At 67.5% G+C, this 13,890-nt stretch carries 15 protein-coding genes; 5 read left to right on the top strand and 10 right to left on the bottom strand.

Annotated elements, in window-relative coordinates:
• Window positions 1-95: 95 nt before the first annotated feature.
• The 5 genes from moaC to HNS34_RS06985 form a co-directional block, all read right to left on the bottom strand.
• Window positions 96-569: a cyclic pyranopterin monophosphate synthase MoaC gene (moaC, locus tag HNS34_RS07005; protein ID WP_172319333.1), complete on the bottom strand. Its 474-nt coding sequence runs from the start codon at window positions 567-569 to the stop codon at window positions 96-98.
• A complete protein-coding gene (trpC, locus tag HNS34_RS07000; protein ID WP_172319332.1) occupies window positions 569-1,378 on the bottom strand; it encodes an indole-3-glycerol phosphate synthase TrpC in 810 nt (269 codons plus the stop codon). The genes moaC and trpC overlap by 1 nt, the downstream gene beginning before the upstream one ends.
• A gap of 12 nt (window positions 1,379-1,390) precedes the next feature.
• A complete protein-coding gene (locus HNS34_RS06995; protein WP_172319331.1) occupies window positions 1,391-2,041 on the bottom strand; it encodes a uracil-DNA glycosylase in 651 nt (216 codons plus the stop codon).
• A 164-nt stretch (window positions 2,042-2,205) separates the two neighbouring features.
• Window positions 2,206-3,225, bottom strand: coding sequence for an anthranilate phosphoribosyltransferase (gene trpD / locus HNS34_RS06990; protein ID WP_172319330.1), 1,020 nt, complete (start codon window positions 3,223-3,225; stop codon window positions 2,206-2,208).
• Window positions 3,222-3,818 (bottom strand): anthranilate synthase component II, encoded by a 597-nt coding sequence (locus tag HNS34_RS06985; protein ID WP_172319329.1) that lies wholly within the window; start codon window positions 3,816-3,818, stop codon window positions 3,222-3,224. Before HNS34_RS06985 ends, trpD begins: the two co-directional genes overlap by 4 nt.
• A 191-nt stretch (window positions 3,819-4,009) precedes the next feature.
• On the opposite strand from HNS34_RS06985, the gene HNS34_RS06980 reads away from it, so the two are divergent.
• Window positions 4,010-5,506 carry a divergent polysaccharide deacetylase family protein gene (locus HNS34_RS06980; RefSeq protein WP_172319328.1) on the top strand — a complete coding sequence of 499 codons (1,497 nt, stop codon included), beginning with the start codon at window positions 4,010-4,012 and terminating at the stop codon, window positions 5,504-5,506.
• A gap of 217 nt (window positions 5,507-5,723) precedes the next feature.
• On the opposite strand, the gene HNS34_RS06975 is transcribed toward HNS34_RS06980, so the two are convergent.
• Window positions 5,724-6,926, bottom strand: a complete 1,203-nt coding sequence (locus tag HNS34_RS06975) for a pyridoxal phosphate-dependent aminotransferase (RefSeq protein WP_172319327.1) — start codon at window positions 6,924-6,926, stop codon at window positions 5,724-5,726.
• Between the two features lie 159 nt (window positions 6,927-7,085).
• Here HNS34_RS06975 and HNS34_RS06970 point away from each other — a divergent pair, with 159 nt between their 5' ends.
• The 3 genes from HNS34_RS06970 (at window position 7,086) to HNS34_RS06960 (ending at window position 8,341) form a co-directional block, all read left to right on the top strand.
• The gene (locus tag HNS34_RS06970; RefSeq protein WP_172319326.1) at window positions 7,086-7,499 is read left to right on the top strand and encodes a helix-turn-helix domain-containing protein; all 414 of its coding nucleotides are present in this window, start codon (window positions 7,086-7,088) and stop codon (window positions 7,497-7,499) included.
• Entirely contained in the window at window positions 7,496-7,756 is a 261-nt protein-coding gene (locus HNS34_RS06965) for a succinate dehydrogenase assembly factor 2 (RefSeq protein WP_172319325.1), read from the top strand. Before HNS34_RS06970 ends, HNS34_RS06965 begins: the two co-directional genes overlap by 4 nt.
• An 87-nt stretch (window positions 7,757-7,843) precedes the next feature.
• Window positions 7,844-8,341, top strand: a complete 498-nt coding sequence (locus HNS34_RS06960) for a MarR family winged helix-turn-helix transcriptional regulator (protein ID WP_172319324.1) — start codon at window positions 7,844-7,846, stop codon at window positions 8,339-8,341.
• A gap of 75 nt (window positions 8,342-8,416) precedes the next feature.
• Here HNS34_RS06960 and katG read toward each other — a convergent pair whose 3' ends face one another.
• Complete coding sequence (gene katG / locus HNS34_RS06955; RefSeq protein ID WP_172319323.1) at window positions 8,417-10,615, bottom strand: catalase/peroxidase HPI; 2,199 nt, start codon at window positions 10,613-10,615, stop codon at window positions 8,417-8,419.
• Window positions 10,616-10,722: 107 nt separating this feature from the next.
• On the opposite strand from katG, the gene HNS34_RS06950 reads away from it, so the two are divergent.
• Window positions 10,723-11,646 (top strand): hydrogen peroxide-inducible genes activator, encoded by a 924-nt coding sequence (locus HNS34_RS06950; protein WP_172319322.1) that lies wholly within the window; start codon window positions 10,723-10,725, stop codon window positions 11,644-11,646.
• Here the strand turns inward: HNS34_RS06950 and HNS34_RS06945 are convergent.
• From HNS34_RS06945 to HNS34_RS06935, 3 genes are read right to left on the bottom strand one after another with little or no spacing between them, the layout of a single operon-like run.
• Window positions 11,607-12,074 carry a CinA family protein gene (locus HNS34_RS06945; protein WP_172319321.1) on the bottom strand — a complete coding sequence of 156 codons (468 nt, stop codon included), beginning with the start codon at window positions 12,072-12,074 and terminating at the stop codon, window positions 11,607-11,609. The genes HNS34_RS06950 and HNS34_RS06945 overlap by 40 nt on opposite strands.
• Window positions 12,071-12,559, bottom strand: a complete 489-nt coding sequence (locus HNS34_RS06940) for a phosphatidylglycerophosphatase A family protein (RefSeq protein WP_172319320.1) — start codon at window positions 12,557-12,559, stop codon at window positions 12,071-12,073. The genes HNS34_RS06945 and HNS34_RS06940 overlap by 4 nt, the downstream gene beginning before the upstream one ends.
• On the bottom strand, window positions 12,556-13,731 hold the full coding sequence (locus tag HNS34_RS06935; protein WP_172319319.1) for a bifunctional 2-C-methyl-D-erythritol 4-phosphate cytidylyltransferase/2-C-methyl-D-erythritol 2,4-cyclodiphosphate synthase: 1,176 nt from the start codon (window positions 13,729-13,731) through the stop codon (window positions 12,556-12,558). Before HNS34_RS06935 ends, HNS34_RS06940 begins: the two co-directional genes overlap by 4 nt.
• Window positions 13,732-13,890: the final 159 nt, after the last annotated feature.

Genomic DNA, 13,890 nt, shown 5'->3' with positions numbered 1-13,890 from the left:
TCTGGAGAGATCGGCAAATCGCAGCCCGCCAAAGGCCGTCAGCATCCCCTCCGGGTTGCCATCGACGAAGTGGAGCTCCAGCGACCGGCCCGCGTTCATGCTTCGAACCTGCCCGACTTGCCGCCATCCTTGAGCGTGACCCTTATGCCCGTGATCTCCATGCGTTTGTCGACTGCCTTGACCATGTCATAGACCGTCAGCGCGGCGGTGGAGACGGCGGTGAGCGCCTCCATCTCGACGCCAGTCTGCCCGCCGGTCTTGACGGTCGCGGTGATGCGGATGCCGGGCAGGTCCTCGTCCGGGGTCAGGTCCAGCGCGACCTTGGTGATCGGCAGCGGGTGGCACAGCGGGATGAGGTCGGCGGTCTTCTTGGCCCCCATGATCCCCGCCAGGCGCGCCACGCCCAGGACATCGCCCTTCTTCGTCGTGCCTTGCGTGATCATCTCAAGCGTCCCGGGCGCCATCACCACGGCCCCCTCGGCCACCGCGATGCGCGCCGTCACGGGCTTGTCGGAGACATCGACCATATGCGCCTGGCCGTCCTTGTCGAAATGCGTCAGCCCCGCCATCAGCGCCCCGCCACCAGCGGATCGGCCAGCAATTTGCGGGTGGCCTCGGTCACGTCCTCCTCGCGCATCAGGCTTTCGCCGATCAGGAAGCAGCGGGTGCCGTAGCGGGCGATCTCGGCCAGATCCTCGGCCGTGCTCAGCCCGCTTTCCGAGACCACCAGCCTGTCGCCCGGGATGCGGCGCACGAGATCCTTGGTGACATCAAGCGAGGTCTCGAACGTGTTCAGGTCGCGGTTGTTGATGCCGATCATCTGCGCGTCCAGAAGCAGCGCGCGCTCCATCTCTTCCTTGTTATGCACCTCGATCAGCGCGTCCATGTCCCATTCGGCGGCGGCGGCCTCAAGCTCGGCGGCCTGTGCGTCCGAGACGCTGGCCATGATGATCAGGATGCAATCGGCCCCGAGCGCGCGGGATTCCGCGACCTGCCACGGATCGTAGAGGAAATCCTTGCGCAGGACCGGCAGGTCGACGGCGGCGCGCGCCGCGATCAGGTAGTCGTCGGCGCCCTGGAAGCTTGGCCCGTCGGTCAGCACGGAAAGGCAGGTGGCGCCGCCAAGCGCATAGGCCTCGGCCAGCGCGGGCGGATCGAAATCGGGCCGGATGAGACCCTTGGAGGGGCTGGCCTTCTTGATCTCGGCGATCAGGCCATAGCCCTCGCGGCTGGCCAGATGCAGCGCTTCGGCAAAGCCGCGCACGGGCGGGGCGGCGCGGGCATCGGCCTCGACCGCCTCCTGGCTGCGCTCGGCCTTGCGGGCGGCGACATCCTCCAGCTTGTAGGCTTTGATCTTGTCGAGAATGGATTGGGTCATGGCTGCTCCGCTCTAGGTCCAGGTGATGGGGGCCTCACCCTTGCTTTCTAACCAGTTATTCACCCGTGAGAAGGGGCGCGAGCCGAAAAATCCGCGTCGGGCCGAGAGGGGCGAGGGATGCGCGGTCTCGATCTTGAGGTTTTGCGCGGGATCGACGCGCGCGGCGGCTTTCTGCGCGGCGGCCCCCCAGAGCAGATAGGCGCGGGGGGCGTCCGACAGGCGGTCCAGCACCTGGCCCGTCAGCGCCTGCCAGCCGAGCCGGGCATGGCCCCCCGCCTGATGCGCGGGCACGGTGAGGATGGTGTTGAGCAGGAGCACACCCTGCGCGGCCCAGAAGCGCAGATCGGCATCGGGTGGGCGTCCCCCCAGATCGGCCTGCATCTCCTTGTAGATATTGGCCAGGCTACGGGGCAGTGGCGTGACATGACGCTCGGCGGAAAAGGCCAGGCCATGGGCGTGGCCGGGTGTGGGGTAGGGGTCCTGGCCCAGGATGACGACGCGGGTGACCTCGGGCGGGCAGGCGGCCAGCGCGGCGAAGACCTGGCGCGGGGCAGGCAGCCAGGGGCGCGGTTCGGCGGCCAGCGCGGCCTCGATACCGGGCAGGGTGTCGCGGAAGAAGGGCAGGTCGGCCCAGGGGCCGAGGGGGGAGGTGTCGAGAGGCATATCAGGACGGTGGCCCGTGGCGCGCCCGGTTGCAAGGGGCGGCGGGAAGGCTTTTTGAAAAGCCTTTCTGGAAGGGCTTTCGAAAGCCCTTGCCAGCGCGGGGTCGACCCCGCGCGGGGCGCCTCGCGTCGATGCGAGGCGATCTCCGGGCCGATCCGGTGCGGCTATTTCGCGGCGGAGGTGATGCGCGCCAGGGTCTCCACGGCCGTCAGGGCCCTGCCGCTGTCGATGCTCTGCGCGGCTAACTCCGCGCCGTCCGGCAGGCTGTCCACCTTGCCCGCGATCAGCAGCGCGGCGGCGGAATTGAGCAAGACGGCATCGCGATAGGCCCCGCCCTCGCCCGACAAGAGCGCGCTGAAGGCGACGCCATTCTCCTCGGGCGTGCCGCCGAGGATGGCCTCGAAAGGATGGCGCGGCAGGCCGGCCTCTTCGGGCGCGATTTCGAATTCCTCGATTTCCCCACCCTTTAGCGCCGCGACATGGGACGGCCCCGCGATGGAGATCTCATCCGTGCCGTCGCCACCATGCACCAGCCAGGCCGCGTCTGACCCGAGGGCTGCCAGCACTTCGGCCATCGGGCGGATCAGCCAGGGCGCGAAGGCGCCGGTCAACTGCCGCTTGACGCCCGCCGGGTTGGTCAGCGGCCCGAGCACGTTGAAGAGCGTGCGCGTGGCAAGCTGCTGGCGCGTCGGCATGACATGGGCAATCGCGGGGTGGTGCATGGGCGCCATCATGAAGCCGATCCCCGCCTCTTTCAGCGCCTGTTCCACGACCGCGGCCCCCACCATCACGTTGATCCCGAGCGCACCAAGCGCATCCGCCGCACCCGATTTGGAACTGAGGTTGCGGTTGCCATGCTTGGCCACCGGCACGCCCGCACCCGCCACGACAAAGGCGGTGGCGGTCGAGATGTTCAGCGTCCCCTTGCCGTCGCCGCCGGTGCCGACAATATCCATCGCCTCCGCAGGCGCCTTCACGGGCACGCATTTCGACCGCATCACGCGGGCGGCGGCGGCGATCTCGTCCACCGTTTCGCCGCGCACCCGCATCGCCATCAGAAGCGCGCCGATCTGCGCATCGGTGGCCTCGCCGTTGAACAGCAGGTCAAAGGCGGCCTCGGCCTCGGGGCCGTTCAGGTTGCGCTCGGCCGCGATCGCGATCAGCGGTTTCATCTGGTCGCTCATGCCGGTTCCTCCACCCGGGCAGCAGTGACGCCATCGAGGAAATTCTTCAGCATCGCATGGCCGTGTTCCGAGCGGATGCTCTCGGGGTGGAACTGCACGCCTTCGATGGGCAGATCGCGGTGGCGCAGCCCCATGATGGTGCCATCCTCCAGCCAGGCGGTGACCTCCAGGCAATCGGGCAGGCTGTCCCTCTCCACCACCAGCGAATGATACCGGGTGGCGGACAAGGGCGAGGGCAGCCCGGCAAAGACGCCCTTGCCGTCGTGATGTATCGCGCCCATCTTGCCATGCACGATCTCATGGCAGCGCACGACCTTGCCGCCGAAAGCCTGGCCGATGGTCTGGTGACCCAGGCAAACGCCAAGCAGCGATGTGCGGGTTTCCGCCGCCGCCGCCGTCAGCGCAAGGCAGATCCCCGCCTGTGACGGGTCGCAGGGGCCCGGCGACAGCACGATTGCCTCTGGATCAAGCCCCATCGCCTCCTGCACAGTAAGCGCGTCATTGCGCACCACATGCGGCACCGTGCCCAATTCGCCGAGATAATGGACCAGATTGTAGGTGAAACTGTCGTAATTATCTATCAGCAGCAGCATGGGCGGCGGTCCTTGTCGCGAAAAAGGGGTGCGTCCGGGCCGCACCCCGCGCTATACATGCCCAGAGCCGCGCCGCAGGGTCAAGACTTGCGAGGCAGAACGGCAAGGGGCCAGCAGGGGGCCCGAGAAACGAGATTTGGCATCTGCGCCGGACTTGGGCGCATCGAGAAGGTAAGGCAGAGGGTAGGATCATGGGCAGAGGGCTTATTTCCGGTCTGATCTGGGGGGCGTTGGTGATGGTGATGGCGGTGGCGCTGCTGTCGCTCTCGTCGCCCTTGCCCGAGCGGCCCGAGCCGGTCGCGGGCAGCATGGCAGAGCCGGAACCCGAGGCCGCGCCCGAAACGGGCCCACTGGTCGATCCGCAGGCCCCCGCCCCCGAGGTCGATCCCGCGCCCGCGCCGCAAACCGGGCCGGCGCCGGAACCTGCCACGGATCCCGCCGCGCAGGACGGCCCGAGCCCGACCCCCGAAACCGATCCGGCCCCGGCCACTTCCGGTCCGGCCTCCGAAATCCCGCTGCCCGCAGGCTCCAACTTCAACCGCCCGCCAGAGGAACGCGAGGCGACCCTGCCGGGGATCGACACCGCGCCCGCCGCCGCGCCCTCCGTCCTCAGCGACCTGACAGCCCCCAGCGCGCCGCCCGTGCCCAACACCGCGCCCGCGCCACAGCCCGTTGCGACCGCCACGCTGCAACCGCCGTCCGAGACCGCGCTGCCCGAGAGCGCCGGACCGACGCCCGCCCCCGGCGATGGTCCGCAACCGGTGGCGACGGGCGACCAGCCCGCGCCGCTTGGCCTGCCGACGATCGAGGCCGACCCCGAGGCAGAGACCGCCGCCGCCGCGCCGCCCGCCCCGGTCGAGACGCCGACGCAGACCCCGGAGGAGACGCCAGCCGGAACCTCCACCGAGCCGCCCGCGCCGCAAGGCTCGCCCCTCCAGCGCCTGACCACGGGCGGCACGAGCCCGGTCGCCAACCCCGTCCTGGTGCCCGACACGCCTGCCGAGCCTGCCGCGGACCTGCCCGCCATCGAGGCCTTCGCGGCCCCGTTCGATGCCGAGGAAACCCGGCCCCTGATGGCGGTGATCCTGATCGACGATCCCAGCTTCCCGCTTGGCCGCAGCGCGCTGACGCGGTTCGATTTCCCCGTCACTTTCGCCATCGACCCGACCCGCCCCGACGCCGCCGAGGCGGCCGCCGACTACCGTGCGGCCGGGTTCGAGGTGGTGATGCTGGCCGACGGGTTCACGGATGTGACCGAAGCGGCGCAGGTCGCGCCCGCGATGCAGGCCGGACTTGCAGCACTGCCCGAGGCGGTCGCCCTGCTCGACACGCCCGCCAGCGCGATCCAGGCGAACCGGGTGGTGCTCGAAGGCGTGGTCGGGATGCTGGCCGAAACCGGGCATGGGCTGGTCGCCTATCCGCGCGGCCTGAACGTGGCCGAACAGACCGCGTCCCGCATCGACGTTCCGGCGGCAACGCTCTTCCGCCAGATCGACGAGGACCGCGAGCGCGCCACCGTGATCACCCGCTACCTGGACCGCGCGGCCTTTGCCGCGGGGCAGGAGGGGCAGGTGATCGTGGTCGGCCACACCTATTCGGACACCGTCACGGCGCTCTTCTCCTGGGCCCTCGGGTCGCGCTCGGAAGGGGTGGCGCTGGCCCCGCTCTCGGCGGTCCTGACCCGCTGAGGGGGGGGCGTAGTCGGCAGCACGACCATGTTAGCGTCGCGTCCCGCTCTGGCGGCAGAAATCAGGCATTTTGTCGAAGAAGATGACCTGCTTCCCTTTCATTTTGCTGAAAATACCTCGGAGTTTGAGGCTGGCCTCAATTGGCGGGTGAAGGCTCCCCCTTTGGGGCCTGAACCCGTCAACCCCACCCGCGACGGGGAAACCCCGGCGCAACCGCTCAGGTCAGTGCGGCGCAGAATTCCTGGATCCTTGTGCAGGCTGTCTTTAGGTTCTCATCCGAGGTCGCATAGGACACGCGGAAATTCGGGCTGAGCCCGAAGGCCCCGCCAAAGACCACGGCAACGCCCTTCTCTTCCAGCAGGGCGGTGGCGAAATCCTCGTCCGTCCCGATCCGCTTGCCGCCGGGCGAGGTCTTGCCGATGCAGCCCTCGATCGACGGGTAGACATAGAACGCGCCTTCCGGCACCGGGCAGACCACCCCTTCGGCGGCATTCAGCATCTCCACCACCAGGTCGCGGCGGCGTTTGAAGACCGCGTTGTTCTCGGCGATGTAGCCTTGCGTGCCGTTCAAAGCCTCGACCGCCGCCCATTGGCTGATCGAGGAGGGGTTCGAGGTGCTCTGGCTCTGGATCTTGCGCATCGCCCCGATCAATTCCTCCGGCCCCGCCGCATAGCCGATCCGCCAGCCGGTCATCGCATAGGCCTTGGAGACGCCGTTGCAGGTGAGCGTCCGGTCATAGAGCCCCGGCTCCACCTGGGCGGGGGTGGCGAACTGAAACCCGTCATAGACCAGATGTTCATACATGTCGTCGGTCATCACCCAGACATGGGGGTGGCGCATCAGGACATCGGTCAACCCCTTCAGCTCCGCCGCCGTGTAGCCCGCGCCGGTCGGGTTCGAGGGTGAGTTGAAGATGAACCACTTGGTCTTCGGCGTGATCGCGGCCTCCAGCGCCTCCGGGGTCAGCTTGTAGGCGTTATCCGCGCTGGCCATGGCGATAACCGGCTCACCACCGGCCAGCAGAACCATGTCGGGATAGCTGACCCAATAGGGCGCGGGGATCACGACCTCGTCGCCGGGGTTCAGCGTCGCCATCAGCGCGTTATAGAGGATCTGCTTGCCGCCGGTCCCGACGCTGACCTGTTTCGGCGTGTAGTCCAGCCCGTTATCGCGCTTGAACTTGTCGCAGATCGCCTGTTTCAACTCGATGATCCCGTCGGGCGCGGTATATTTGGTTTTCCCCGCGTCGATCGCGGCCTTCGCGGCCTGCTTGATATTCTCGGGCGTGTCGAAATCGGGCTCGCCCGCGCCCAGGCCGATCACATCCTTGCCCTGTGCCTTCAACTCGGCGGCGAGGGTCGAGACCGCGATGGTGGGCGAGGGTTTCACGCGGGCGAGGGTCTTGGACAGGAAGGTCATGGGGATGCGGTCTCCTCGGGATGGGCGGGGATGCGGGGCAATTGGTCCGGTTTACTATCGTCGGGCCCATGCTTAGGGTCCGCGCGGAACACGTTCAAGATGCGAAACGGCCCGTTGGCCGCGGAAATGGCCCCCGGATGGGCCGATGAGGGAGAGACGATGACGAGTGCCGAGACTGGGAACGAGGGCTGGTTCAGCGACGAGACCGCGACATTCGGCGACCGGCTGGAAGGCGCGCGGCAGGCCATGGGGATGACCCAGGAGGATCTGGCCCGACGGATCGGCGTGAAGCCGGTCACCATCGAGGCCTGGGAACACGACATGCGCGAGCCGCGCGCCAACCGGCTCCAGATGCTGGCCGGGCTGCTCAATGTCTCGATCCGCTGGATGCTGACCGGCGAGGGGGTCGGCCCCGAGGAGCCCGATCACAACGAGGCGGCCCAGGATTTCGACGCGCTGCTTCTGGACCTGCGCCAGGTGCGGCTGCAACACCAGCGCCTTGGCGAGACGCTCGGCAAGCTGGAAAAGCGGCTGCGCCACATGCGCCCCACGGCTGCGGGGGATGCCGAATGACGGCGGAAACGCGCGAGACGCGGATCAAGCGGCTCAAGATGCGGGCCGGCCATCGCGGCATCAAGGAGATGGACCTGATCCTGGGCGGATGGGCCGCGCGGCACCTGGACCGGGCCGACGATGCGGGGCTGGACCTCTTTGAACAGGTGCTGGCCGAGGATGATCACGACCTCTACCAATGGGTCTCGGGTCAGCGCCAGGCCCCTGATTACATGCGCGATTTCGCCGCCGAACTGGCCGCCGACCTGCGCGCCTGAGGGCCTGCGCGAAAATTATCGCCGCGTTTAACGCATTCTTTGGGTTTATCGGCAAATCTCTGGGTCAACCACTACGCGGAGACCATCATGAGTTTGCACAGCCCCATCGCGGAATCGTCCCGGCATGGTTTCATGTCCGGCTACCTTGAATCGCTTTCGCTTGTGGAACGGCTGCATCGCCTGCTCCTCGATGTGATCAAGGATGAATTCGAGCGTCTCGGCGTGCTGGACATCAACGCGGTGCAAGCCCTGCTTCTGTTCAACGTGGGCGACAATGAGGTGACGGCGGGCGAGCTGAAATCGCGCGGCTATTACCAGGGGTCGAATGTCAGCTACAACCTCAAGAAACTGGTCGAGATGGGCTATATGCACCATCAGCGCTGCGAGATGGACCGCCGGTCCGTCCGGGTGCGGCTGACCGAGCGGGGCCGCGATGTGCGCGACGTGGTGACCGACCTTTTCGGCCGCCACGCCAGCGGTTTGCAGGACAAGGGGGTGTTGGGGCCGGACGGGATCGACCAGATCAACCACGCGCTGAAACGGGTGGAACGCTACTGGTCCGACCAGATCCGCTACATCTATTGAGCAGAGCGGGCGACGTTCAGCGGCTCTCCAAGAAAAAAAGCGCGCCCGAGGGGGTCCCCCCGGGCGCGCCAATCGTCAGGCCAAGTCCAGGGCCAGGTCGAACCGGTCGGCCTCCATCACCTTGGTCCAGGCGGCGACGAAATCCCTGACGAATTTCCCGCCCGCATCCTCTGATGCGTAGACCTCGGCAATCGCGCGCAATTGCGAGTTGGAGCCGAAAACCAGATCGACGCGGCTGCCGGTCCATTTCGGCGCGTCCGTCTTGCGGTCCTTGCCCTCGAACTCGGTCTCGGCCTCGTTGGTGGCGTGCCAGACCGTGGACATGTCCAAGAGGTTGGCGAAGACCTCGTTGGTCAGCGTGCCGGGGCGGTCGGTGAAAACGCCATGGGACGTGCCGCCATGATTGGCCCCGAGGGCCCGCATGCCGCCGACCAGCACCGTCATCTCGGGTGCGCTGAGGCCCAGAAGCTGCGCCTTGTCCACCAGAAGCCCCTCGGCGGGCACCGTGTAATCGGCCTTCTGGTAGTTGCGGAACCCGTCCGAATGCGGCTCCAGCCAGCCGATGTTTTCCTCGTCGGTCTGCTCCTGGCTGGCATCCATGCGGCCGGGGCGGAAGGGCACGGACACGTCATGCCCACCATCCCTGGCTGCCTTTTCCACCGCCGCGACACCGCCAAGCACGATCAGGTCGGCCATCGAAACCCGCTTGTCCCCCGATTGCGCATCGTTGAACGCGGTCTGGATGTCCTCCAGCTTGTCCAGCACACGGGCCAGGCGCTCCGGCTCGTTCGCCTCCCAATCCTTCATCGGGGCCAGGCGAATGCGGGCACCATTGGCCCCGCCGCGCCGGTCGGAATTGCGGAAGGTCGAGGCCGAGGCCCAGGCCGCGAAGACGAGGTCCGCGACGGAAAGCCCGCTGTCCAGGATCCTCGCCTTGAGGTCCGCGATGTCGCCATCATCCACGACCTCATGATCCAGCGCCGGGATCGGGTCCTGCCACAGCAGATCGCCCTCGGGCACTTTCGGGCCCAGGTAGACCGTCTTCGGCCCCATGTCGCGATGGGTCAGCTTGAACCAGGCGCGGGCGAAGGCTTCGGTGAATTCCTCGGGGTTGGCGTGGTAGCGGCGCGAGATCTTCTCATAGTCCGGGTCCATCCGCATCGCCATGTCGGCGGTCGTCATCATCAGCTTGACCGGCGTGCCCGAGCCATCGACCTGCGGCGCGTGATCCTCCTCGCGGAGGTCCACCGCTTCCCAGATATGCGCGCCCGCGGGGCTCTTCGTCAGTTGCCAGTCATAGCCGAAAAGCACGTCGAAATAGCCCTGGTCCCACTTGGTCGGGTTCGCGGTCCAGGGGCCCTCGATGCCGCTGCCGATGGCATCGACGCCGAAGCCCGCGCCGTGGCGGCTGGCCCAACCCAGGCCCTGCGCGGCGAGACCTTCCGCCTCGGGGTCGACGCCCACCAGCGCCGGATCGCCCGCGCCATGCGCCTTGCCGAAGGTATGCCCGCCCGCCGTCAGCGCGACGGTGTCGGCATCATCCATGCCCATGCGGGCAAATGTCTCGCGGATATCGCGGCCCGAGGCGACCGGATCGGGGTTGCCGTTCGGCCCCTCGGGGTTGACGTAAATGAGGCCCATCTGCACGGCGGCCAGCGGGTTCTCAAGCTCCCGGTCGCCGGTATAGCGCTGATCGGCCAGCCATTCGGTCTCGGGGCCCCAGTAGATATCCTCCTCGGGCTCCCAGACATCGACGCGACCGCCCGCGAAACCATGCGTCTTGCCGCCCATGCTTTCGATCGCGACATTGCCGGTCAGCACCATCAGATCGGCCCAGGACAAAGCCGCGCCATATTTTTTCTTGATCGGCCAGAGCAGGCGGCGCGCCTTGTCGAGGTTGACGTTATCGGGCCAGGAATTGAGCGGTGCGAAGCGCTGCGAACCGGAGGTCGCCCCGCCGCGCCCATCCGCCGAGCGATAGGTGCCCGCACTGTGCCAGGCCATGCGGATGAAGAACGGCCCGTAATGGCCGTAATCGGCGGGCCACCAGTCCTGGCTGTCGGTCATCAGCGCGTGCAGATCGGCGATGACCGCATCGAGGTCGAGGCTCTTGAACGCCTCCGCATAGTCGAACGATTCGCCGAGCGGGTTCGTCGCCGGTTGATGCTGGTGCAGGATCTTGAGGTTGAGCTGATCGGGCCACCACTGCCGCGTTGCGCTGCCGGAATTTGTCGTATGGATCACCGGGCATTTGCCCATGTTGTTGCCGTCCATGTCTCGGTCCTCCCTGGATACTGGTTGATCTGTCTTTGCCCATTGCATAGCGGATTTTCCCGCGAGGGCTAAGTTGCATTTTTTCATTGGAGCGATAGGGTGGGGTTATGAAAACCTTCACACTGAAACAGTTGCGTTATTTCGATGCGCTCGCCCGGCATGGCCATTTCGGGCAGGCGGCGGCGGCCTGCGCGATCTCGCAACCCGCCCTGTCGGTGCAGATACGCGAGTTGGAGGATACCTTCGGCGCGGCGCTGGTCGAACGCGGGGCCCGCGCGGTGCGGGTGACGGCCTTCGGGGCTGATCTGCTGCCGCGTGTGCGCGCGATCCTGTCGGCTGCCGAGGATCTGCATGACCAGGCGCGCACGGGGTCGGGGCAGGGGCTGACCCGATTGCGCCTTGGGGTGATTCCGACGATTGCGCCCTATCTCCTGCCGCAGCTTCTGCCGCTGCTCACTGCCGCACGCCCCGGTCTTGACCTGCATATGCGCGAGACGCTGACGCCCAGGCTGTTGCAGGAACTGGGCGAGGGCGCGATTGATGCGGCCATCGTGGCGCTCCCCGTCTCCGAACCCGCCTTCCGCGAGTTGCCGCTTTTCGACGAGGATTTCCTGCTGGTCCGTCCCGGCACCGAGGCCGGCCAACCGGTGCCGCATGGTGCCGCGCTGGCGAAAATGCGGCTCTTGCTGCTGGAGGAAGGCCATTGCTTCCGCGACCAGGCGATCAGCTTCTGCAATCTCAAGACGCCGGTGCCCAAGGACGGGCTGGATGGCTCGTCGCTGACCACCTTGGTGCAACTGGTGGGCGCGGGGCTCGGGCTGACCTTGATCCCGGAGATGGCGGTGGCGGTCGAGGGCCGCGCCGCCCCGGTCGATATCGTGCGCTTCGCAGAACCGCGCCCATCGCGGACCATCGGCATGATCTGGCGCAAGACGACCCCGATGGAGGGTGAGCTGCGAGAGGTGGCAAGCCTCGTGCAGCGCGCGGCGGGTCAGTCGGAGAGGGCCGCCAGCACCAGCGCCAGCGCGTGATCGACACTTGCCCGGCGCACCTGCGCGCGCCCGATCGCGCCGAACTCGACGGTTTCGGTTCGGGTGCCCGCCCCGGTGGCGAGGCCGAAACAGACGCGGCCCTCGGGCTTGTGCTCGGACCCGCCGGGGCCCGCGATGCCGGTCACGGCAATGGCGATCCCGGCACCCGAGCGCTCCAGCGCGCCCGCCGCCATCTCGCGCGCGACCTCCTCGGATACCGCGCCATGGGCGGCCAGCGTGGCCTGCGCGACGCCCAACATCTGGGTCTTGGCGGCATTGGTATAGGTGACATAACCCCGGTCGAACGCGGCGGAACTGCCCGCCACATCGGTGATCGCTGCGGAAATCATGCCGCCGGTGCAGCTTTCCGCCGTCGCCAGCATCAGCCCGCGCGCGATCAGCGCCTCCAGGACCGCCTCGGCGCTCATCGCATCACCCCATGCGCGATCACGGCCAGCACGGCGACGACCAGCGAGGCCAGCGCGCCCGCGATCGCGTCATCGGCCATCACGCCCATGGCGCCTTTCTGGCGGTCGGCCCATCCGACAGGGCCGGGTTTCACGATGTCGAAGAACCGGAAGGCAAGGAAGGCCGTGACGACACCGGGCCAGAGCGTGAAGAGGCCCGCGCCCGCCATCATCGCGCCGTAGGAGACCGGCCAGAGCGCCAGGAACATGCCCAAGACCTCGTCGATCACGATCTCGCCGGGATCCTTGTCGGCGCGGTCGCGGATCTCCTCGGTCGTGGCCCACCAGCCGAGGGCGGCGACAAGCCCCGTGCCGAGGAAAAGCGCGGGAAACCCTGCGATGGCATGCAGCCCCCAAGCGGCGGGAATCGCGGCCAGGCTGCCCCAGGTGCCGGGGGCGGGGCGCAGAAGGCCGATATAGAAGAAGGTCGTGATGAGGCGGGTCATGATTTCACCAATGTGACGGTGGCCAATGCGGCGATGCCTTCGCCCCTGCCCGTGAAGCCGAGGCGTTCACTGGTCGTGGCCTTGACGGAGACGCGGGACGTATCGACGCGCAGAAGGCGGGCCAGTTCCTTGCGCATTGCGGGCGCGTGCGGGCCGATCTTGGGGGTCTCGCAGATCAGCGTCAGGTCGGCATGGGTGATGGTGAAGCCGTCGCCCGCCGCCAGATCGACGGCATGGGTCAGGAAAATGTGGCTGGCGGCACCCTTCCATTGCGGGTCCGAGGGCGGGAAATGCTGGCCGATATCGCCCTTCGCCAGGGCGCCGTAGATCGCGTCGGTGACGGTATGCAGCCCGACATCGGCATCGGAATGGCCTTGCAATCCGCGCGTATGCGGCACGCGAATGCCCGCCAGCATGACATGGGTGCCGGGGCCGAAGCGATGCACGTCGAAGCCGTTTCCGGTGCGGATGTCCAGCATTGTCCTTGCCTTCAGAATCGCCTCGGCGCGGGCGAAATCCCCCGCGCGGGTCAGTTTCAGATTGTCTTCATCGCCGCGGATGATGGCCACGTCCAGCCCGTGGGCGCGGGCAACCTCCACGTCATCGGCGGCGGGGCCGTCATGGGCCTCATGCGCGGCGCGGATCGCGGCGAGGTCGAAGCCCTGCGGCGTTTGCGCCCGGAAGAGGCCGTCACGGGCAGCAAAGCCGGTGACATGGGCATCGCCGCGCCAAAGCGCATCGGTGACTTCCAGCCCCGGTGCGGCACCGGGGCTCGTTCGCAACGCCGCAAGCACGTCCGAGATTGTCGCGGCAGAGACCAGGGGCCGCGCGCCGTCATGGATGAGGACATGGGCCACCCCCTCCGGCACCGCCGCCAGCCCCGCCTTGACCGAGGCCCCGCGGGTGGCCCCCCCGATCACCTCGATCAGGGGCGTCCCGGTACGGGGCAGGGCGGCCCGGCAGAGGTCGGAATCATCGGCGTGGCGCACGATCACGACGGCCCCGATGGCGGGATGTTCCGAAAAGGCGCGGATCGTCCGGGTCAGCACCGCTTCACCGCCAAGCACCTGATATTGCTTTGGAAGTTCGCCACCCATGCGCGTGCCGCGTCCGGCGGCCACGATCAGGGCAGCGGCGCGCGGCAGGGAGGGATCGGGGGCGGTGTCGCTCATGCCCTCCGTGATAGGAGGAATTGCCGCAAGGCACAATCAGGGGGCAGGCGGCGCGGCAGGGTGCCTCATTTTTGGGCATATCCGGAACGCGCGCGAAACCTGCCCCAGAACCTTTGCACTCTGGACCGAACGCGCGTAAATCTGGCGGCGGCTGCACAA

Source organism: Alterinioella nitratireducens, from assembly GCF_013155465.1.
Lineage (GTDB): Bacteria > Pseudomonadota > Alphaproteobacteria > Rhodobacterales > Rhodobacteraceae > Alterinioella > Alterinioella nitratireducens.
The sequence above is the reverse complement of the archived record's forward strand: the minus strand, read 5'-3'. Positions and strand labels throughout refer to the sequence as shown.